The organism is Pseudomonas sp. DL, from assembly GCF_047199225.1.
GTDB classification, from domain to species: Bacteria; Pseudomonadota; Gammaproteobacteria; order Pseudomonadales; family Pseudomonadaceae; genus Pseudomonas; species Pseudomonas aeruginosa.
Genome location: NZ_CP178323.1, coordinates 1,408,366 through 1,428,404, shown reverse-complemented (window position 1 = coordinate 1,428,404; position 20,039 = coordinate 1,408,366). Strand labels below are relative to the sequence as shown.

Sequence of the window (20,039 nt, the reverse complement as noted above, 5' to 3'; positions counted from 1 at the left end):
CGAGAAACGTCGCCCGCCCCGCGCTCAGGCGCGGCGGTCGTCCCAGATGCCCGGCTCGAGCTTCTGCTGGACTTCCGGGAACTGGCTGGCGTCGAAGGTCGGCAGCTTGCCGGCCTTGCGCTGGGCGTTATAGTCCTTGGCCAGCTTGATCGCGAGGTTGGACAGCAGCAGGATGGCGATCAGATTGGTGATCGCCATCAGGCCCATCGACACGTCGGCGAGGTTCCAGACGAACGGCAGCGAAGCCAGCGCGCCGAACATCACCATCGCCAGCACGATCAGGCGGAAGATCAACAGGCCCGCCAGGTGGTTGTGCTCGAGGAATACCAGGCAGTTCTCGGCATAGAAGTAGTTGGCGACGATCGAGGTGAAGGCGAAGAACAGGATGATCACCGCCAGGAAGTAGCGGCCCCAGTCGCCGACCTGGCTGGTCAGAGCATTCTGCACCAGCATGATGCCCTCGCCTTCCTGCGGTCCGGCCAGCAGGATGATGGCGGCGGAAGCGGTGCAGATCAGCAGGGTATCGATGAACACGCCGGCCATCTGCACATAGCCCTGGGACGCCGGGTGCGGCGGATAGGGCGTGGCCGAGGCGGCGGCGTTGGGCGCCGAGCCCATGCCTGCTTCGTTGGAGAACAGGCCGCGCTTGAAGCCGTTGAGGATCGCCGCGCCGATGCCGCCGGCGGCGGCCTCGTGCCAGCCGAAGGCACTCTTCACCACCATCGCGAGGACGCCCGGCAGTTCGCTGAGGTTGAACAGGATGATGCCCACCGCCAGCAGCAGGTAGGCCACCGCCATGAAGGGTACCGCCAGTTCGGAGAAGCGCGCGATGGAGCGCAGGCCGCCGAAGATGATCAACGCGGTGAGGATCACCACGGCGATGCCGCTGATCCAGGTCGGCACGCCGAAGGCGCCCTGCATGGCACCGGTGATGGTATTGGCCTGCACCGAGTTGAAGACGAAACCGAAGGCGATGATCAGGAAGATCGAGAACAGGATGCCCATCCAGCGCGCGCCCAGGCCCTTCTCCATGTAGTAGGCCGGGCCGCCACGGAACTGGCCCTTGTCGTCGCGAATCTTGAACAACTGGGCCAGGGTCGCCTCGACGAAGCCGGTCGCCATCCCCACCAGGGCGATCGCCCACATCCAGAACACTGCGCCGGGACCGCCGAGCGTGATCGCTACCGCCACGCCGGCGACGTTGCCGGTACCGACCCGCGCCGCCAGAGAGGTGCAGAGCGCCTGGAACGAGGAGATTCCCGAGTCGTCCGACTGGCGGCTGCCCTTGAGCACGCTGAAGGTATGACCGAAGTGGCGGAACTGGATCAGCCCCAGGCGCACGGTGAAGTACAGGCCGCAACCGACCAGCAGCCAGATGAGGATCTTGCCCCAGATAAGGCCGTTGAGCAGGTCGACGACCTGAGTGGCGAATTCTTGCATGGATAACTCCCCTGTTCCGCTTGTGGCGGATTGTTGTCAGCCGACCTCCCGGGTAGAAGGCCGCGTGTTTCGGACACACACGGAATGACGTGCGAGCCGAAGGAAATTTCGCTGTGAATGGCACTTGGCAGGAAGGGGCAGGACTTTCCGCTATTGACGTCGCTCGCCGCTTGTCACCAGGCGACAGATACGGTCAGTCACGCGACATCCGTTCAATTATTGAACAGAGACGTCCAGCAATTCGCGAACCGGCGCAAACGAGCGTCGATGGATCGGCGTCGGGCCGAGGCGGGAAAGCGCCTCGAGATGGACCGCGGTCGGATATCCCTTGTGCCCGGCCATGCCATAGCCCGGATAGACCCGGTCCAGCTCGACCATTTCTCGGTCGCGACTGACCTTGGCCAGGATCGACGCCGCAGCGATCGCCGGCACCTGGCTGTCGCCCTTGACCACCGGCGCGCAGGGCACCGCCAGTTTCGGACAACGATTGCCGTCGATCAGGGCCAGCCGCGGAGTCACGCTGAGGCCTTCGACCGCGCGCTGCATGGCGAGCATGGTGGCATGCAGAATGTTCAGCCGGTCGATCTCCTCGACCTCGGCGCGGGCGATGCACCAGGCCAGGGCCTTCTCGCGGATCTCTTCGAACAGCGCCTCGCGGCGGGCTTCGCTGAGCTTCTTCGAGTCGTTCAGGCCGAGGATCGGGCGGCTCGGGTCGAGAATCACCGCGGCGGTGACCACCGGGCCGCACAACGGACCGCGACCGACCTCGTCGACGCCCGCGACCAGATCCTCCACCAGATTGAAATCCAGACCCAGTTGCATCAGCGGCGCTCCACCAGTTGCAGGACGGCTTCCGCCGCCTGTGCCGAGGCATCCTGGCGCAAGGCCCGATGGATGGCATCGAAGAATTCCACCTGCTGCGAGCCGTCGTCCAGCAGCGGCGAGAGGGTTGCGGCTAGCGCTTGCGGGGTGGCGGCGTCCTGGATCAGTTCCGGCACCAACAGGCGTCCGGCCAACAGGTTCGGCAGGGAGATGTAAGGGCTTTTCACCAGGCGCTTGAGAATCCGGTACGTCAGCCCGGCGACCCGATAAGCCACCACCATGGGCCGCTTGTAGAGCAGCGCCTCGAGGGTCGCGGTACCGGAGGCGATCAGCACCGCATCGCAGGCGGCAAGCGCTTCATGGGAAGCGCCGTCGAGCAGCGTCAGCGGCAGAGGCTCGCGGCCCTGGAGCATCTGCTCGATCTGTTCGCGCCGTGCAGCGCTGGCGCAGGGCAGCACGAAACGCAGGCCCGGCCGTTCGACGAGCAGGCGCTGGGCGGTGTCGAGGAACAAGGCGCCGAGCTTGCCGACCTCGCCGCCGCGACTGCCCGGCATCAGCGCCAGCACCTGTCCGTCCGCCGGCAATCCGAGCCGCGCGCGGGCCGCAGCGCGATCCGCCTCCAGGGGAATGGTGTTGGCCAGGGGGTGGCCGACGAAACGCACAGGCACCCCATGCTCTTCGTAGAAACGTGCTTCGAAGGGGAACAATGCCAGCATCAGGTCGCAGGCTTCGCGAATCTTCAGCACCCGCTTCTGCCGCCAGGCCCATACCGAAGGGCTGACGTAATGCACGGTGCGCAGGCCAGCCTGGCGCAGCTTGTGTTCGACGCCGAGGGTGAAGTCGGGAGCGTCGATGCCGATCATCACATCCGGCCGGGCCTCGATGAGCGTGCGGATCAGGCGCTTGCGCCGTCGCAACAACTCCGGCAGCCTGCCCAGCACTTCGACCAGGCCCATCACCGACAGGCGCTCCATGGGGAAATAGCTGGACAGCCCTTCGGCCTCCATGCGCGGCCCACCGACGCCGATGAACTCGATATCCGGGTGCCGCGCCCGCAGCGCCTGCATCAGTCCGGACCCGAGGATGTCGCCGGAGGCCTCGCCGGCGACCAGGGCTACGCGTAATCCGTCAGCCATGGCTCAGCGGGTGATGCCGCGGGTTGCGCTCTGGATGGAATCACGGAACACCGCGACCTCGGGGAACTGGGCAGCGCTTTCGGCCAGCTCGGCCAGGGCTTCCTCGACGGTATGTCCCTGGCGATAGACCACCTTGTAGGCACGCCGCAGGGCATGGATGGCCTCGCTGCTGAAGCCGCGCCGACGCATGCCTTCGAAGTTCATGCTGCGGGCTTCGGCCGGGTTGCCGAAGACCGTCACGTAGGCCGGGACGTCCTTGCCGATGGCGCTGCCCATGCCGGAAAAGCTGTGCGCGCCGATCCGGCAGTACTGGTGCACCAGGGTGTAGCCGGACAGGATCGCCCAGTCGTCCACGTGGACATGCCCGGCCAGCGCCGTGTTGTTCACCAGGATGCAATGGTTGCCGATCACGCTGTCATGGCCGATGTGCGCATAGGCCATGATCAGGTTGTGGTCGCCAATGGTGGTTTCCGCGCGATCCTGGACGGTTCCGCGATGGATGGTCACGCCTTCGCGGATCACGTTGTGGTCACCGATCACCAGGCGCGTCGGCTCGCCCTTGTATTTCAGGTCGGGAGTATCCTCGCCGACGCTGGAAAACTGGTAGATGCGGTTGTGCTTGCCGATCTTCGTGGGGCCCTTGAGCACCACGTGCGGACCGATCACCGTCCCTTCACCGATCTCCACTTCCGCCCCGACGATGGACCACGGGCCCACCTGGACGTCAGCCGCCAGCCTGGCGCTCGGATCGATGATGGCGCGAGGATCGATCAAACTCATAGTTTGCGTTCCGCACAGATGATTTCAGCCGAGCATACCGGCTTGTCGTCGACGGTAGCGTGGCAGTCGAATTTCCAGATGCTGCGCTTCACGCTGATGAACTTGGCGTGCAGTTGCAGTTGGTCGCCCGGCAGGACCGGCTGGCGGAAGCGCAGCTTGTCCGAACCGACGAAGTAGTAAAGAGTGCCGTCGGCGGGCTTCACGTCGAGCATCTTGAAACCGAGGATACCGGCCGCCTGGGCCATCGCCTCGATGATCAGCACGCCCGGCATGATCGGGTGCTCGGGGAAATGTCCGTTGAAGAACGGCTCATTGATACTGACATTCTTGTAGGCGCGAATGCGCTTGCCCTCGATGTCCAGCTCTACCACCCGATCCACCAGCAGGAAAGGATAGCGATGAGGCAGGTATTCGCGAATCTCGTTGATGTCCATCATGTTAGGGGGAGCCTGTTCAGAAAAGGGTGACGCAAAAAACGTCAATTACGCATCAGATGAAGCGTCACCGCTTGAGGTCACGGCAGCCAGGCGTTTTTCCAGCTGCTGAAGTCGACGCGCCATGTCGTCCAGTTGACGAATGCGCGCGGCGCTTTTTTTCCATTCGGCCGCCGGTTGCATGGCGGTACCGGAGGAATACGATCCCGGCTCGGTGATCGAGCGGGTCACCATGGTCATGCCGGTCACGAAAACGTTGTCGCAGATCTCGATATGGCCGACCAGGCCAACGCCGCCGGCGAGCATGCAATGCCTGCCGATCTTGGCGCTGCCGGAAATGCCGACGCAAGCGGCCATGGCGGTATGATCGCCGATCTGCACGTTGTGCGCGATCATGATCTGGTTGTCCAGCTTCACACCGTTGCCGATCAGCGTATCGGACAGTGCTCCACGGTCGATGGTGGTGTTCGCGCCGATCTCGACGTCGTCACCGATGGTCACCCCGCCGATCTGGGCGATCTTCTGCCAGACGCCCTTCTCGTTGGCGAAACCGAAACCTTCGCCGCCGATCACCGCGCCCGACTGGATACTCACCCGCGCGCCGATGGTGACGTCGTGGTAGAGCGTGACCCGCGGCGCCAGCCAGCCGCCTTCGCCGATCACGCTACGGGCTCCGATCACGCAGTGCGCGCCGATGCTGACGCCAGCGCCGATGCGGGCGCCACTCTCGATCACCGCATAGGCGCCGACGCTGGCGCTCGGATCGACCTCGGCGTCCGCCGCGACGATAGCGGTGGGATGGATACCGGCGGCCGCCTTCGGCTTGCGATCGAACAGATGCGACAGGCTGGCATAGGCCAGGTAGGGATTGGCCACCACCAGCGAGGTACCGGCGAACCCGTCGGCGTCGGCAGCCGTCAGCAGGACGGCGCCGGCACGGCTTTCGGGCAGGTACTTGCGATACTGCGGGTTGGCCAGGAAGCTCAGCTGAGCCGGTCCGGCCTCCTGCAAGGTCGCCAGGCCCTGGATCGGCAGGTCCGCGTCGCCACGGACTTCCGCGCCGACATGCGCGGCCAGCTGGCCCAGGGTGTAGGACAAGGTACTCATCATCAACGCAGCTGGTTCATCCGCTCGATCACCTGGCGGGTGATGTCGTATTGCGGCTTGACGTCGACCACGGCGCCACGTTCGATGACCATGTCGTAACCACCTTTCTTGATGGTCTCCTCGACGGCCTGGTCCAGCTTCGGCTTGAGTTTCTTCAGCATGTCGCGGTCGGCGGCGGCCTTCGACTCGTTCAACTCCTTGGACTGGAACTGGAAGTCACGGGCCTTCTGCTTGAAGTCCAGCTCGGCCTTCTCGCGATCGCCCTGGGACATCTTGCTGCCGTTGGAAACCAGCTTGTCCTGCAGCGCCTTGGCGTCGCGCTCGAGGTTCTTCAGCTTGTTCAGCTGGGGGCCGAACTTCTTCTCGGCATCCACGGCGTATTGCTTGGCGGCATCGGACTCGAGCAGCGCCATCTGGTAGTTGAGCACCGCGATCTTCATTTCAGCGAACGCCGAAGGAGCCGCCATGATGGCTGCGGTGATCAGGACGAACTGGGTGAACTTACGCACGATGCACTCCTGCACAAAGCATGGTTTCGTTACTCGGTACTACGTACAAATCAGAAGGTCTGGCCCAGGGAGAACTGGAAGACCTGGGTTTCCGCGTTGTCCGGCTTCTTGATCGGCGTCGCCAGGCTGAAGCTCAGCGGGCCCAGCGCGGTGATCCAGGTCAGGCCGACGCCCACGGAACTGGCGAGGTTGTCGGTCTTGATGCCGTCGCAGTTGGTGGTGGTCTTGGTCGGGCAGTCGGTATCGAAGGTGCTACCCACGTCCCAGAACAGCACGGTACGCAACTGGCGCTGGTCCTTGACGAACGGCAGCGGGAACAGCAGCTCGGCGCCGCCGGTGATCAGGATGTTACCACCGAAGGCTTCGGGATCCTGGTCCGGGTCGGTGTAACGACCTTGGCTATCAGGACCGGGAATCTGCTTACCGTTGGCATCGCGGGCAATAGACGGCGTACTGCGCGGTCCCAGCGTACTGTCCTTGAAGCCCCGCACCGAGTTGAAGCCGCCGGCGTAGTAGTTCTCGTAGAACGGCAGGCGCTCGGTGGATCCGTAGCCGTCGCCATAGCCCAGCTCGGTGTGGAAGCGCATGGTGTAGTTGTCGGTCAGCGGGGCGAAGACCTGCCCGCGGTAGTCGATCTTGTAGAACGACAGGTCGCTGCCCGGCAGGGTGGTTTCCAGGGTCAGGCTCTGCGAGTGACCACGGGTGGCCAGCACGCCCTTGTTCAGGGTCGATTCGGACCAGCCGATGGAAGCCTTGAAGTTGGTGAAGTTGTCGCCTTCCTTGTCGAGGAAGTCGTAGATCTCGTCCACGGTGTAGCGGCCGGTGTCGATCTGGTCGCGCTGCACGCTCAGGCCATAGGTCAGGCGCGAGGTCTCGCTGATCGGGTAGCCGATGCTCATGCCGGCGCCCAGGCTGTTCACCGAGTAGCTGGCGACGTCGACGTCGAGTTCGTCGTAGTCGGTCTTCCGGTAGAAGGCGTTGTAGCCGAGGCTGACGCCGTCGACGGTCCAGTAGGGGTCGACGAAGCCGAAGTTGTAGCGGGTCTGGTATTCGCTGCGGGTCAGGCCGATGCTGACCTTGTTGCCGGTACCCAGGAAGTTGTTCTGGCTGATCGAGCCACCGAGGATCAGGCCGGCGCTCTGGGCGAAGCCGACGCTGGCGGTGATCGAGCCGGACGGTTGCTCTTCGACGCTGTAGTTGACGTCGACCTGGTCGTCGGTGCCGGGAACCGCCGGGGTCTCGACGTTGACTTCCTTGAAGTAGCCGAGGCGCTCCAGACGGGCCTTGGACTGGTCGATCAGGTAGGTGGAGGCCCAACCGCCTTCCATCTGGCGCATTTCGCGGCGCAGCACTTCGTCTTCGGTCTTGGTGTTGCCGCGGAAGTTGATGCGGTTGACGTAGGCGCGCTTGCCCGGGTCGACGACGAAGGTCACCGAGACGGTCTTGTCGTCGTCATGGGCTTCCGGCACGCCGTTGACGTTGGCGAAGGTGTAGCCCTCGTTGCCCAGGCGACGGGTGATCAGGTCGGAGGTGGTGGTCATCACCTTGCGCGAGAACACCTGGCCCTTCTGTACCAGCAGCAGGCGCTTCACTTCCTCTTCCGGCACCTTCAGGTCGCCGGTCAGCTTCACGTCGCGGATGGTGTACTTCTCACCCTCGTTGATGTTGACGGTGATGTAGACGTGCTTCTTGTCCGGGGTGATGGATACCTGGGTGGAGGCGATATCCATGTTGATGTAGCCGCGGTCCAGGTAATAGGAGCGCAGGCGCTCGAGGTCGCCGGAGAGCTTTTCGCGGGCGTACTTGTCGTCGTTCTTGAAGAACGACAGCCAGTTGGTGGTCTTCAGTTCGAACAGGTCGGTCAGGTCTTCTTCGGAGAAGACGGTGTTGCCCACCACGTTGATGTGGGAAATCGCGGCGACCGTGCCTTCGTTGATGTTGATCTTCAGCGCGACGCGGTTGCGCGGCTGCGGGATCACTTCCGCGTTGATCTCGGCCGAGTAGCGGCCCTGGGCCACGTACTGGCGTTGCAGCTCGTTGCGCACGCCTTCGAGGGTGGCGCGCTGGAAGATCTCGCCCTCGGCCAGGCCGGACTGTTTCAGGCCCTTGAGCAGGTCTTCCTTGGAAATCGCCTTGTTGCCCTCGATCTCGATGCTGGAGATCGACGGGCGCTCGACTACAGTGACTACCAGCACGTTGCCATCACGGCCGAGCTGGATGTCCTGGAAGAAGCCGGTCTTGAACAGGGAGCGGGTGGCCTGGACCAGGGCCTGGTCGTCGATGGTCTCGCCGACGTTCAGCGGCAGGGCGGCGAACACGCTACCGGCGGACACGCGCTGCAGGCCATTGACCCGGATATCGGAAACAGTGAAGGACTCGGCGTGAACCTCGGCGATCATCAGCGCTGACAGCAGCGCGGGTAGCAGAAAGCGTTTCATGGAGTCCTTTTTTTCCAACTGACAAATAGAGAATCTGCCGCAAAGGGCGGCAGATTCGAATTCAACATGACTACAGACGACTCAGATCGTTGACCAGAGCGAGCAACATCACGCCAACGACCAGACTGATGCCGATCTGCATCCCCCAAGCCTGTACCCGTTCGGATAATGGGCGCCCGCGCACCCACTCAACCAGATAGAACAGCAGATGCCCGCCATCGAGGACAGGGATCGGCAGCAGGTTGAGAACCCCCAAGCTAATGCTCAGATAGGCCAGGAAATTGAGAAAATCCCCCACGCCAGACTGGGCTGAAGCGCCCGCCACTTTAGCAATGGTTATCGGCCCGCTCAAGTTTTTTACCGAGAGCTCGCCGAGCAACATTTTCTTTATGGAGTCGAGCGTTAGCAGGCTCATGGTCCAGGTTCGGGAAAGCGCCTGACCCACCGCCTCCAGCGGTCCGTAGCTCACTTCGCGGAGCATTTCCGCCGGCCATCCGGTACCGGCGACCCCCGCCCCCATGTAGCCGGTCCGGGCCTTGCCCTCGCCGCGCACCGCCAGCTCCAGGGCAACATCCAGCACTTCGCCGTCGCGCAGCACCTTGAGCTGGACGCGCTGCCCGGGACGGGCACGGACGCTGTCCACCACCTGCTGCCAGTCGTCGACGGCGATGCCATCGATGCTCTGCAAGCGGTCGCCGAGCTTCAGCCCGGCGGCCTGCGCCGGCCCCTTGGGGTCGAGTTCGGCCAGCACCGGCGGCAAGGCCGGCCGCCAGGGCCGGATGCCCAGCGAGGCGATGGGATCGGGATTGTCCTCGCCCTTCAGCCAGCCATCCAGACGCACCTGGTGGGTGGAATCGACATTCGAGCCCTTTTCCTGCACCCGCACTTCCAGCGTACCGCTCTCGCCGAGACGGCGAACCAGCTGCAGGTTGACCCCGCTCCAGCCGGTGACGGGCTCGCCGTCCACCGCCAGCAGTTCCTGCCCGGCCTCCAGGCCGGCCTGGGCGGCCAGGCTCTCCGGCGCCACGGAACCGATGACCGGGCGCACCTGCTGACTACCGAGCAGGGCGACGACCCAGAAGAACAGAATCGCCAATAGGAAATTGGCGATGGGACCAGCCGCGACGATGGCGATCCGCTGACGGACCGTCTTGCGATTGAAGGACTGTTCGAGCAGATGGGCCGGTACTTCCGCCTCGCGCTCGTCGAGCATCTTGACGTAGCCGCCCAGCGGAATGGCCGCCACCACGAACTCGGTGCCGTGCCGGTCGTGCCAGCGCACCAGCGGCGTGCCGAAGCCGACGGAGAAGCGCAGGACCTTCACCCCGCAGCGTCGCGCGACCCAGAAGTGGCCGAATTCGTGGAACGTCACCAGCACGCCCAGGGCCACCAGGGTACCGACGATCATGTAAAGCGCACTCATCTCCTACCTCCAGGCCGTCCGAAGACTAGCCGGCGTGTCGGGTCAACCATTGCCCGGCGACCGAACGGGCGCGGCGATCGGCGGCCAGGACCTGATCGAGCGATTCGACTGCGGTCACCGCCTCGCGGTTCAGCACGTCCTCGATGATAACCGCGATGTCGCTGAAGCGGATGCGCCGCTCGAGAAATGCGGCCACGGCCACCTCGTTCGCGGCATTCAGCATGGCCGGGGCGCTGCCGCCGGTTTCCGCGGCCTGGCTCGCCAGGCGCAGGCAGGGGAAGCGCTGCTCGTCGGGGCGCTGGAAATCCAGGCGACCGACGGCGAACATGTCCAGCGGCGAAACGCCGGAATCGATTCGCTCCGGCCAGGCCATGGCATAGGAAATCGGCGTGCGCATGTCCGGATTGCCGAGCTGGGCGATCACCGAGCCGTCGATGTAGTCCACCATCGAGTGGATCACGCTCTGCGGGTGGATCACCACCTCGACCTGGCTCGGCTGGGCGTCGAACAGCCAGCACGCCTCGATCAGTTCGAGCCCCTTGTTCATCATGCTGGCGGAATCGACGGAAATCTTCCGCCCCATCGACCAGTTCGGGTGCGCACAAGCCTGCTCCGGCGTCACCGAAGCGAGTTGCTCCAGCGGCGTCTCGCGGAACGGGCCGCCGGAGGCGGTCAAGAGGATCCGGCGCACGCCGACCCGCTCCAGGCCATCGGCATAATTGCGCGGCAGCGACTGGAAGATCGCGTTGTGCTCGCTGTCGATCGGCAGGAGCACCGCGCCGCTGCGCTTGACCGCCTGCATGAACAGCGCGCCGGACATCACCAGCGCTTCCTTGTTGGCCAGCAGTACGCGCTTGCCGGCCTCGACGGCCGCCAGGGTCGACGGCAGCCCGGCGGCGCCGACGATGGCCGCCATTACCATGTCCACTTCGGGCGCGCTGGCCACTTCGCACAACGCCTGCTCGCCGAACAGCACCCGGGTGCGGATACCCGCCGCGGCGAGCGAGCCCTGCAAGGCGATCGCCGCGGCCTGCTCCGGCACCACCGCATAGACGGGGCGGTGCCTGAGGCACAGCGCCTCGAGTTCGGCCAGGCGGCTGAAGCCGGTCAGGGCGAAGGCTTCGTAACGATCGGGATGACGCTGGACGACGTCCAGGGTGCTCAGGCCGATCGAGCCGGTCGCGCCGAGCACGCTGATCCGCTGCGGTCGACTCATGGCGCACCCCAGCCGGCGGCCCAGAGCAGGGCCGCGAATACCGGGATGGCTGCCGTCAGGCTGTCGATGCGATCCAGCACGCCACCGTGGCCGGGCAGCAGGTTGCTGCTGTCCTTGATTCCGGACTGGCGCTTGAACATGCTTTCGGTGAGGTCGCCGACGATCGAGACGAACACCACCAGCGCCGCGCCGAGCAGGGCCAGGAGCAGCGCGCCGAGGGACCAGCCGCGGTAGAGGCCGACCGCCAGGGTGATCGCCAGGCTGGCCGCCAGGCCGCCGTAAACGCCTTCCCAGCTCTTGCCGGGGCTGACCCGCGGCGCCAGCTTGCGCTTGCCGAAGGCCTTGCCGGAGAAGTAGGCGCCGATATCCGCGCCCCAGACCAGCACCATCACGGCGATGATCAGGCCATTGGCCAGCGGCCACTGCTTGAGCAGGACCAGCCCCTGCCAGGCCGGCAACAGGATCAGCAGGCCCATGCCCAGGCGGCGCCAGCGGCCGCCCCAGTAGCCGACGCTTTCCGGGTAGGTGAGCACCAGCACGGTGGCCAGCGTCCACCAGACCAGCGCCAGCAGCAGCACGGCTCCGGCAAGCTGCGGCAGATGGTAGAGAGCGACCATCAGCACGGCGACCGTCGCCGCGTAGGCAACGCGGCCGAACTGTTGTTCATAGCCGGCCAGGCGCGCCCATTCCCAGGCCCCCAGGCTCACCACCGCGCCGATGAACAGGGCGAAGAACGCCCCTTCGAGAAGGAAAAAACCACCCAGCGCGATGGGCAAAAGCACCAGCGCCGTGATGATCCGTTGTTTCAGCATGACGGACGGGCCTCGGCCTCGACTTGCTCGCTGGTCTTGCCGAAGCGGCGCTGGCGCTTGGAGAAATCCGCCAGGGCAGCCCGCATCGCCGCGTGCTTGAAGTCGGGCCAGAACAGGTCGGAGAAATACAGCTCGGCGTAGGCCAGCTGCCAGAGAAGGAAATTGCTGATGCGATGCTCGCCGCCAGTGCGGATGCACAGGTCGGGCAGCGGCTGGTCGCCGGTCACCAGGCAGCCCTGGAGCAGCTCGGCGGAGATATCGTCCGCCGCCAGGTGCCCGCCCTGGACCTCGCGCGCCAGGCGCTGTGCGGCCTGGACGATGTCCCACTGGCCGCCGTAGTTGGCGGCGACCTGGAGGAGGAAACGGGTATTGCCGGCAGTGGCGGCTTCCGCTTCGCGCATGGCCGCCTGCAACTCCGGATGGAAACGCGTGCGATCGCCGATGATGCGCAGGCGGATGCCGTTCTCGTCGAGCTTGCGCACCTCGCGGCGCAGGGCCACGAGAAACAGCTCCATCAGCGCGCTGACTTCGTCCGCCGGACGCTGCCAGTTCTCGCTGGAGAACGCGAACAGGGTGAGGACCTCGACCCCTGCCTCGGCGCAGACCTCGATCACCGCCCTGACGGCATCGACACCGGCCTTGTGGCCGGCGACGCCGGGCAGAAGACGCTTCTTCGCCCAGCGATTGTTACCGTCCATGATAATGGCCACGTGGCGTGGCACGCACACATCCTTCCGGGTCTTTTCCATGACGTCAGCCCGGCCTCAGACAGCCATGAGGTCCGCTTCTTTGGCTTCCAGTGCCTTCTCGATCTCACCGATGAACTTGTCGGTCAGCTTCTGCACGTCGTCGCCGGCGCGGCGCTCTTCGTCCTCGCTGATTTCCTTTTCCTTCTGCAGGTCCTTCAGCTGGGCCAGCGCATCGCGACGGATGTTGCGCACGGAAACCCGCGCCTGCTCGGCCTCGGCACGCGCCTGCTTGGTGTAGCCCTTGCGGGTCTCCTCGGTCAGGGCCGGCATCGGTACGCGGATGGTGGTGCCGGCGGTGGCCGGGTTGAGCCCCAGGTCGGAGGTCATGATGGCCTTCTCGACCGCCTGGATCATGCTCTTGTCGAACACGGCCAGGGCCAGGGTGCGGGAGTCTTCCACGGTGACGTTGGCGACCTGGCGCAGCGGCGTATCGGCACCGTAATAGGAAACCATCACGCTATCCAGGATGCTCGGATGCGCGCGACCGGTGCGAATCTTCGCGAAGGCATGGCCCAGCGCTTCCAGGGTCTTGCCCATGCGCTCCTGCGCTTCCTTCTTGATCTCGTTGATCATTCTCAACCCTCCTCGATCAGGGTGCCTTCGGCACCACCAACAACAATATTCAGCAATGCGCCCGGCTTGTTCATGTTGAACACCCGCAGCGGCATGTTCTGGTCACGGCACAGGCAGATGGCGGTCAGGTCCATCACGCCGAGCTTGCGGTCGAGCACTTCATCATAGGTCAGGCGCTCGAACTTCTCGGCATTCGGGTCCTTGAACGGGTCGGCAGTGTACACGCCATCGACCTTGGTAGCCTTAAGGACCACGTCGGCGTCGATCTCGATGGCGCGCAGGCAAGCCGCCGAGTCGGTGGTGAAGAACGGGTTGCCGGTACCGGCGGAGAAGATCACCACCTCGCCACCGCCGAGGTGGCGCATGGCCTTGCGGCGGTCGTAGTGGTCGGTCACGCCGACCATGGAGATCGCCGACATCACCAGCGCGGGGATGTTCGAGCGCTCCAGCGCATCGCGCATCGCCAGGCCGTTCATCACGGTGGCCAGCATCCCCATGTGGTCGCCGGTCACCCGGTCCATGCCGGCCGCGGACAGGGCCGCTCCGCGGAACAGGTTGCCGCCGCCGATGACCAGGCCGACCTGCACGCCGATCCCGACCAACTGGCCGATTTCCAGCGCCATGCGGTCCAGCACCTTGGGATCGATGCCGAACTCCTCCGAGCCCATCAGGGCTTCGCCGCTCAACTTTAGAAGAATGCGTTTATAGCGAGGTTGACGAGCGCTCAGTTGCTGAGCCATGACCTTTTCTCCTGCGGCGATAAAAATACGTGACGGCCGGGCCGTCGTGGGCGGAGACGACTTTGCGCCTGCGTTGCGTGCGAGCCCGCCGAGCGGGCCGGCAACGCGGAAGCTGCCCCGAACGCTTCCCCATTTGACGAAGAGGCCGCACGCATCAGCGGGCAGCCTCTTCCGGGGCGACAGTCGAAACCGTCTTTGTTACTGCTTGGTGGCGGCTACTTGAGCGGCAACTTCGGCAGCGAAGTCCACTTCGGCCTTCTCGATGCCTTCGCCCACTTCGTAACGAACGAAGGAAACGATTTCGGCGCCGGCCTGCTTGGCCAGGTCGCCGACCTTCACTTCCGGGTTCTTCACGAAAGGCTGCTCGACCAGGCTCGCTTCGGCGAGGAACTTGCTGATGCGGCCCTTGACCATGTTCTCGACGATATTCTCTGGCTTGCCGGCGATCTTGTCGGCGTTCAGCGCCAGGAAGATTTCCTTCTCTTTCGCGATCGCTTCTTCGGAAACTTCCGAAGCGCTCAGGAACTGCGGGTTGCTGGCGGCGACATGCATGGCGATGTCCTTGGCCAGTTCCGGGTTGCCGCCTTTCAGGTTGACCACGACACCGATGCGGTGGCCGTGCAGGTAGGCGCCGACCACATCGCCCTCGACGCGGGTCAGGCGGCGGATGTTGACGTTCTCGCCGGTCTTGGCGACCAGGGCCAGACGAGCTTCCTCACGCGCTTCGACCAGCGGAGCGGCGTCGGTCAGCTTCTCGTTGAAGGCCTTTTCCAGGCTCTCGGCGACGAAGCCCTTGAAGTCGTCCTGGAGGGCCAGGAAGTCGGTCTGGGAGTTGACTTCGATGATCACGGCGGCCTTGTTGTCGGCAGCGATCTTGACGGCGATCGAGCCTTCGGCGGCAATGTTGCCGGCCTTCTTGGCAGCCTTGATCGCACCGGCAGCGCGCATGTCGTCGATGGCCTTCTCGATGTCGCCGCCAGCGGCGGTCAGCGCCTTCTTGCACTCCATCATGCCCAAGCCGGTACGCTCGCGCAGTTCTTTAACCATGGCTGCAGTAATTTCTGCCATTTCGAAATCCTCTTGAGTGGTAGCTCTCAAAAAACCTTTGTGCCCGGCCTGCCGGGCAGAAACTCAAAGGTGGCAAAAAGGGGGCCTAGCCCCCTTCCTGCGCACCGTCGGACGTCTGAACGTCCCGGAATCAGCCTTCGGCGGATTCGGCCGGCGCTTCCTCGACGAACTCGTCGGCGCTGGTGGCAGCGCCCTGCTTGCCGCGGATTACCGCTTCGGCCATCGAGTTCAGGTAGAGTTGCACGGCGCGGATGGCATCATCGTTACCGGGAATTACATAGTCGACGCCTTCCGGGCTGCTGTTGGTATCGACAACGCCGATGACCGGGATGCCCAGCTTGTTGGCTTCGGTGATGGCGATGCGCTCGTGGTCGACGTCGATCACGAACAGAGCGTCCGGCAGGCCGCCCATGTCCTTGATGCCGCCCAGGCTGCGCTCGAGCTTCTCGAGGTCACGGCTGCGCATCAGGGCTTCTTTCTTGGTCAGCTTGTCGAAGGTGCCGTCCTGGGACTGGGTTTCCAGGTCGCGCAGGCGCTTGATCGACTGACGGATGGTCTTGTAGTTGGTGAGCATGCCGCCCAGCCAGCGATGGTCGACGTACGGCATACCGCAACGAGCGGCTTCCTCGCGAACGATCTTGCCGGCGGAACGCTTGGTGCCGACGAACAGGATCTTGTTCTTGCCAGCGGCCAGGCGCTCAACGAAGGTCAGGGCCTCGTTGAACATCGGCAGGGTCTTTTCGAGGTTGATGATATGGATCTTGTTGCGCGCGCCGAAAATGAACTTGCCCATTTTCGGGTTCCAGTAACGGGTCTGGTGGCCGAAGTGCACACCGGCCTTCAGCATATCGCGCATGTTGACTTGGGACATGATAGTTCCTCGATAAGTCGGGTTAGGCCTCCACGCATCCCAATGACCAACCCTTGCGGGCACCCAGGCCATCGTGTCGATGCATGTGTGGGTTTGTGCTCCGGAAAAGGCCGCAGCCTCGGAGCGGGGCGCTTTATACCATAACCGTGGACGCAGTGAAACCCGCCGCGGATGGCCGGGCGGGAGTAGATCGGTCGGTCAGGTCTGCTAGAATCGCGTATTCCTTATTATTCATGCGTGCTTGCACGCCCGAAGAGAATTCGCATGACCGTCACCATCAAGACGCCCGACGATATCGAGAAGATGCGCATCGCCGGCCGCCTGGCCGCCGAAGTGCTGGAAATGATCGGCGAACACATCAAGCCCGGCGTGACCACCGAGGAGCTGGATCGCATCTGCCACGACTATATCGTCAACGAGCAGAAGGCGATTCCCGCCCCGCTGAACTACAAGGGCTTTCCCAAGTCGATCTGCACCTCGATCAACCATGTGGTCTGCCATGGCATCCCCAACGAGAAGCCGCTGAAGGAAGGCGACATCCTCAACGTCGACATCACCGTCATCAAGGACGGCTACCACGGCGACACCAGCAAGATGTTCCTGGTCGGCAAGACCCCGGAATGGGCCGACCGCCTCTGCCAGATCACCCAGGAATGCATGTACAAGGGCATTTCCGTGGTGCGTCCGGGCGCGCACCTGGGCGATATCGGCGAAATCATCCAGAAGCACGCGGAAAAGAACGGCTTCTCGGTGGTCCGCGAATACTGCGGCCATGGCATCGGCAAGGTGTTCCACGAGGAGCCGCAGGTCCTCCACTACGGTCGTGCGGGTACCGGCATCGAGCTGAAGGAAGGCATGATCTTCACCATCGAGCCGATGATCAACCAGGGCCGCCCGGAGACCCGCCTGCTCGGCGACGGCTGGACCGCGATCACCAAGGACCGCAAGCTGTCCGCGCAATGGGAGCACACCGTGCTGGTCACCGCCGATGGCTACGAGATCCTCACCCTGCGCAACGACGAAACCTTCCCGCGCACCTCGGCAGCCTGATCCGGCCCGGCTTTTGCTGCCAGCCGTGCGCCTCGACGCCCCGCCCCATTCCGGCGGGGCCGACGCCCCGATTCGGCGCAACGCGCGCACCAATACAGCGCAAAAACGCACCAAGACGGGGCGCTCGCGTATCGAACCCAACCGCTAGCAGATAAAGGAAGGCCGCATGCCGCAGGTGGATCCCGAATTGTTCGATCGCGGGCAGTTCCAGGCGGAACTGGCCTTGAAGTCCAGCCCGATCGCCGCCTTCAAGAAGGCCATCCGGCAATTCCGCGAAGTGCTCGACAACCGCTTCAACAGCGGCCGCGACATCCGCCGCCTGATCGAAGATCGCGCCTGGTGCGTCGACCAGATCCTGCAACAGGCCTGGCAGCGCTTCGACTGGGGAGACGACGCCGACATCGCCCTGGTCGCCGTGGGCGGCTACGGCCGCGGCGAACTCCACCCCTACTCCGACGTCGACCTGCTGATCCTCCTCGACAGCGAGGACCAGGAGAGCTTCCGCGAGCCGATCGAAGGCTTCCTCACCCTGCTCTGGGACATCGGCCTGGAAGTCGGCCAGAGCGTGCGCTCGGTGCAGCAGTGCGCGGAGGAAGCACGCGCCGACCTGACGGTGATCACTACCCTCATGGAATGCCGCACCATCTGCGGCCCTGACAGCCTGCGCCAGCGCATGCTGCGGGTTACCGGCAGCGCGCACATGTGGCCGAGCAAGGAGTTCTTCCTGGCCAAACGCCACGAACAGCAGCGCCGCCACGCCAAGTACAACGACACCGAGTACAACCTCGAGCCCAACGTCAAGGGCTCCCCCGGCGGCCTGCGCGACATCCAGACCATCCTCTGGATGGCCCGCCGCCAGTTCGGCAGCCTCAACCTGCACGCCCTGGTGCGCGAAGGCTTCCTGGTGGAAAGCGAGTGCAGCATGCTGGCTTCCAGCCAGGAGTTCCTCTGGCGGGTCCGCTATGCCCTGCACATGCTCGCCGGGCGCGCCGAGGATCGCCTGCTGTTCGATCACCAGCGCAGCATCGCCCGTCTGTTCGGCTACGAAGACAACGACGTCAAGCTAGCGGTCGAACGCTTCATGCAGAAGTACTACCGGGTGGTGATGGCGATCTCCGAGCTGAACGACCTGATCATCCAGCACTTCGAGGAAGTCATCCTGCCCTGCGAGCAGCCGGTGCAGATCCAACCGCTGAACAGTCGCTTCCAGTTGCGCGACGGCTACATCGAGGTGACGCACCCGAACGTCTTCAAGCGCACCCCGTTCGCCCTCCTGGAAATCTTCGTGCTGATGGCCCAGCACCCGGAAATCAAGGGCGTGCGCGCCGACACCATTCGCCTGCTGCGCGACAGCCGACACCTGATCGACGACGAGTTCCGCCACGACATCCGCAACACCAGCCTGTTCATCGAGCTGTTCAAGAGCAGCCAGGGTATCCACCGCAACCTGCGGCGAATGAACCGCTACGGCATCCTCGGCCGCTACCTGCCGGAGTTCGGCCATATCATCGGGCAGATGCAGCACGACCTGTTCCATATCTATACGGTGGACGCCCACACCCTCAACCTGATCAAGCACCTGCGCAAGCTGAATCGGCCGGAGATGGCCGAGAAATATCCGCTGGCGAGCAAGATCATCGATCGTCTGCCCAAGCCGGAACTGATCTACATCGCCGGTCTCTACCATGACATCGCCAAGGGCCGTGGCGGCGACCACTCGGAACTCGGCGCGGTGGACGCCGAGGCCTTCTGCCAGAGCCACCAGTTGCCGCTCTGGGACACCCAACTGGTGTCCTGGCTGGTGCAGAACCACCTGGTGATGTCGACCACCGCGCAACGCAAGGACCTCTCCGACCCGCAGGTGATCTTCGATTTCGCCCAACTGGTCGGCGACCAGACCCACCTCGACTACCTGTACGTGCTCACCGTGGCCGACATCAACGCCACCAACCCGACGCTCTGGAACTCCTGGCGCGCCAGCCTGCTCCGGCAGCTCTACACCGAGACCAAGCGCGCCCTGCGCCGCGGCCTGGAGAACCCGGTGGACCGCGAGGAGCAGATCCGCCAGACGCAGACCGCGGCCCTCGACCAACTGGTACGCAACGGCATCGACCAGGACGATGCCGAGCAGTTATGGAGCCAGCTCGGCGACGACTACTTCCTGCGCCACACCGCCGGCGACGTGGCCTGGCACACCGAGGCGATCCTCCAGCACCCGGACGACGGCACGCCGCTGGTGCTGATCAAGGAAACCACCCAGCGCGAGTTCGAGAGCGGTTCGCAGATCTTCATCTACGCCGCCGACCAGCACGATTTCTTCGCGGTCACCGTGGCCGCCATGGACCAGCTCAACCTGAGCATCCAGGACGCGCGGATCATCACCTCCACCAGCCAGTTCACCCTCGATACCTATATCGTGCTCGACGCCGACGGCGACTCCATCGGCAACAACCCGGAGCGCATCGCCGAGATCCGCGAGGGGCTTATCGACGCATTGAAGAACCCCGACGACTACCCGACCATCATCCAGCGCCGGGTGCCGCGCCAGCTCAAGCACTTCGCCTTCGCCCCGCAGGTGACCATCTCCACCGACGCGCTGCGCCAGGTCTCGGTGCTCGAAGTCATCGCCCCCGACCGCCCCGGCCTGCTGGCGCGGATCGGCGGCATCTTCCTGGATTTCGACCTGTCGGTGCAGAACGCCAAGATCGCCACCCTCGGCGAGCGCGTGGAGGACGTCTTCTACATCACCGATGCGCGCAACCAGCCACTCGCCGACCCCGACCTGTGCAAACGCCTGCAGGCCGCCCTGGTCGAGCAGCTGTCACAAGACAACGGACGGGACACCCTGCCTACCCGGATAAACTTCTGAGA

At 64.3% G+C, this 20,039-nt stretch carries 18 protein-coding genes; 2 read left to right on the top strand and 16 right to left on the bottom strand.

Annotated features, from left to right (window positions below; translation table 11 throughout):
• Positions 1–24: 24 nt before the first annotated feature.
• From ACI766_RS06700 to rpsB, 16 genes are all read right to left on the bottom strand, one after another.
• On the bottom strand, positions 25–1,440 hold the full coding sequence (locus ACI766_RS06700) for an alanine/glycine:cation symporter family protein (RefSeq protein ID WP_003092370.1): 1,416 nt from the start codon (positions 1,438–1,440) through the stop codon (positions 25–27).
• A 216-nt stretch (positions 1,441–1,656) separates the two neighbouring features.
• Positions 1,657–2,262, bottom strand: coding sequence for a ribonuclease HII (gene rnhB / locus ACI766_RS06695; RefSeq protein ID WP_003098580.1), 606 nt, complete (start codon positions 2,260–2,262; stop codon positions 1,657–1,659).
• A complete protein-coding gene (gene lpxB, locus ACI766_RS06690; protein ID WP_003159491.1) occupies positions 2,262–3,398 on the bottom strand; it encodes a lipid-A-disaccharide synthase in 1,137 nt (378 codons plus the stop codon). Before lpxB ends, rnhB begins: the two co-directional genes overlap by 1 nt.
• Before the next feature lie 3 nt (positions 3,399–3,401).
• Positions 3,402–4,178 (bottom strand): acyl-ACP--UDP-N-acetylglucosamine O-acyltransferase, encoded by a 777-nt coding sequence (gene lpxA, locus ACI766_RS06685; protein ID WP_003092373.1) that lies wholly within the window; start codon positions 4,176–4,178, stop codon positions 3,402–3,404.
• Entirely contained in the window at positions 4,175–4,615 is a 441-nt protein-coding gene (gene fabZ, locus ACI766_RS06680; RefSeq protein WP_003092375.1) for a 3-hydroxyacyl-ACP dehydratase FabZ, read from the bottom strand. Before fabZ ends, lpxA begins: the two co-directional genes overlap by 4 nt.
• Before the next feature lie 45 nt (positions 4,616–4,660).
• Complete coding sequence (lpxD, locus tag ACI766_RS06675) at positions 4,661–5,722, bottom strand: UDP-3-O-(3-hydroxymyristoyl)glucosamine N-acyltransferase (RefSeq protein ID WP_019726592.1); 1,062 nt, start codon at positions 5,720–5,722, stop codon at positions 4,661–4,663.
• A complete protein-coding gene (locus tag ACI766_RS06670) occupies positions 5,722–6,228 on the bottom strand; it encodes an OmpH family outer membrane protein (RefSeq protein ID WP_003098586.1) in 507 nt (168 codons plus the stop codon). The genes lpxD and ACI766_RS06670 overlap by 1 nt, the downstream gene beginning before the upstream one ends.
• Before the next feature lie 50 nt (positions 6,229–6,278).
• A complete protein-coding gene (gene bamA / locus ACI766_RS06665) occupies positions 6,279–8,666 on the bottom strand; it encodes an outer membrane protein assembly factor BamA (RefSeq protein ID WP_003117486.1) in 2,388 nt (795 codons plus the stop codon).
• A gap of 70 nt (positions 8,667–8,736) precedes the next feature.
• A complete protein-coding gene (gene rseP / locus ACI766_RS06660; RefSeq protein ID WP_087823912.1) occupies positions 8,737–10,089 on the bottom strand; it encodes a sigma E protease regulator RseP in 1,353 nt (450 codons plus the stop codon).
• A 25-nt stretch (positions 10,090–10,114) separates the two neighbouring features.
• Positions 10,115–11,305, bottom strand: coding sequence for a 1-deoxy-D-xylulose-5-phosphate reductoisomerase (ispC, locus tag ACI766_RS06655; protein WP_023109728.1), 1,191 nt, complete (start codon positions 11,303–11,305; stop codon positions 10,115–10,117).
• Positions 11,302–12,117 (bottom strand): phosphatidate cytidylyltransferase, encoded by an 816-nt coding sequence (cdsA, locus tag ACI766_RS06650; protein ID WP_003092388.1) that lies wholly within the window; start codon positions 12,115–12,117, stop codon positions 11,302–11,304. Before cdsA ends, ispC begins: the two co-directional genes overlap by 4 nt.
• The gene (gene uppS / locus ACI766_RS06645; RefSeq protein WP_003113863.1) at positions 12,111–12,866 is read right to left on the bottom strand and encodes a polyprenyl diphosphate synthase; all 756 of its coding nucleotides are present in this window, start codon (positions 12,864–12,866) and stop codon (positions 12,111–12,113) included. The genes cdsA and uppS overlap by 7 nt, the downstream gene beginning before the upstream one ends.
• 15 nt (positions 12,867–12,881) lie before the next feature.
• Positions 12,882–13,439 carry a ribosome recycling factor gene (gene frr, locus ACI766_RS06640; protein WP_003092390.1) on the bottom strand — a complete coding sequence of 186 codons (558 nt, stop codon included), beginning with the start codon at positions 13,437–13,439 and terminating at the stop codon, positions 12,882–12,884.
• 2 nt (positions 13,440–13,441) lie between these two features.
• Positions 13,442–14,179, bottom strand: coding sequence for a UMP kinase (pyrH, locus tag ACI766_RS06635; RefSeq protein WP_003092391.1), 738 nt, complete (start codon positions 14,177–14,179; stop codon positions 13,442–13,444).
• Between the two features lie 198 nt (positions 14,180–14,377).
• Positions 14,378–15,247, bottom strand: a complete 870-nt coding sequence (gene tsf / locus ACI766_RS06630) for a translation elongation factor Ts (RefSeq protein WP_003092393.1) — start codon at positions 15,245–15,247, stop codon at positions 14,378–14,380.
• A gap of 130 nt (positions 15,248–15,377) precedes the next feature.
• Positions 15,378–16,118, bottom strand: coding sequence for a 30S ribosomal protein S2 (gene rpsB, locus ACI766_RS06625; protein WP_003092394.1), 741 nt, complete (start codon positions 16,116–16,118; stop codon positions 15,378–15,380).
• A 264-nt stretch (positions 16,119–16,382) separates the two neighbouring features.
• Here rpsB and map point away from each other — a divergent pair, with 264 nt between their 5' ends.
• Positions 16,383–17,168, top strand: a complete 786-nt coding sequence (map, locus tag ACI766_RS06620) for a type I methionyl aminopeptidase (protein ID WP_003092395.1) — start codon at positions 16,383–16,385, stop codon at positions 17,166–17,168.
• Between the two features lie 166 nt (positions 17,169–17,334).
• The gene (locus tag ACI766_RS06615) at positions 17,335–20,037 is read left to right on the top strand and encodes a [protein-PII] uridylyltransferase (protein ID WP_003098610.1); all 2,703 of its coding nucleotides are present in this window, start codon (positions 17,335–17,337) and stop codon (positions 20,035–20,037) included.
• Positions 20,038–20,039 lie beyond the last annotated feature (2 nt).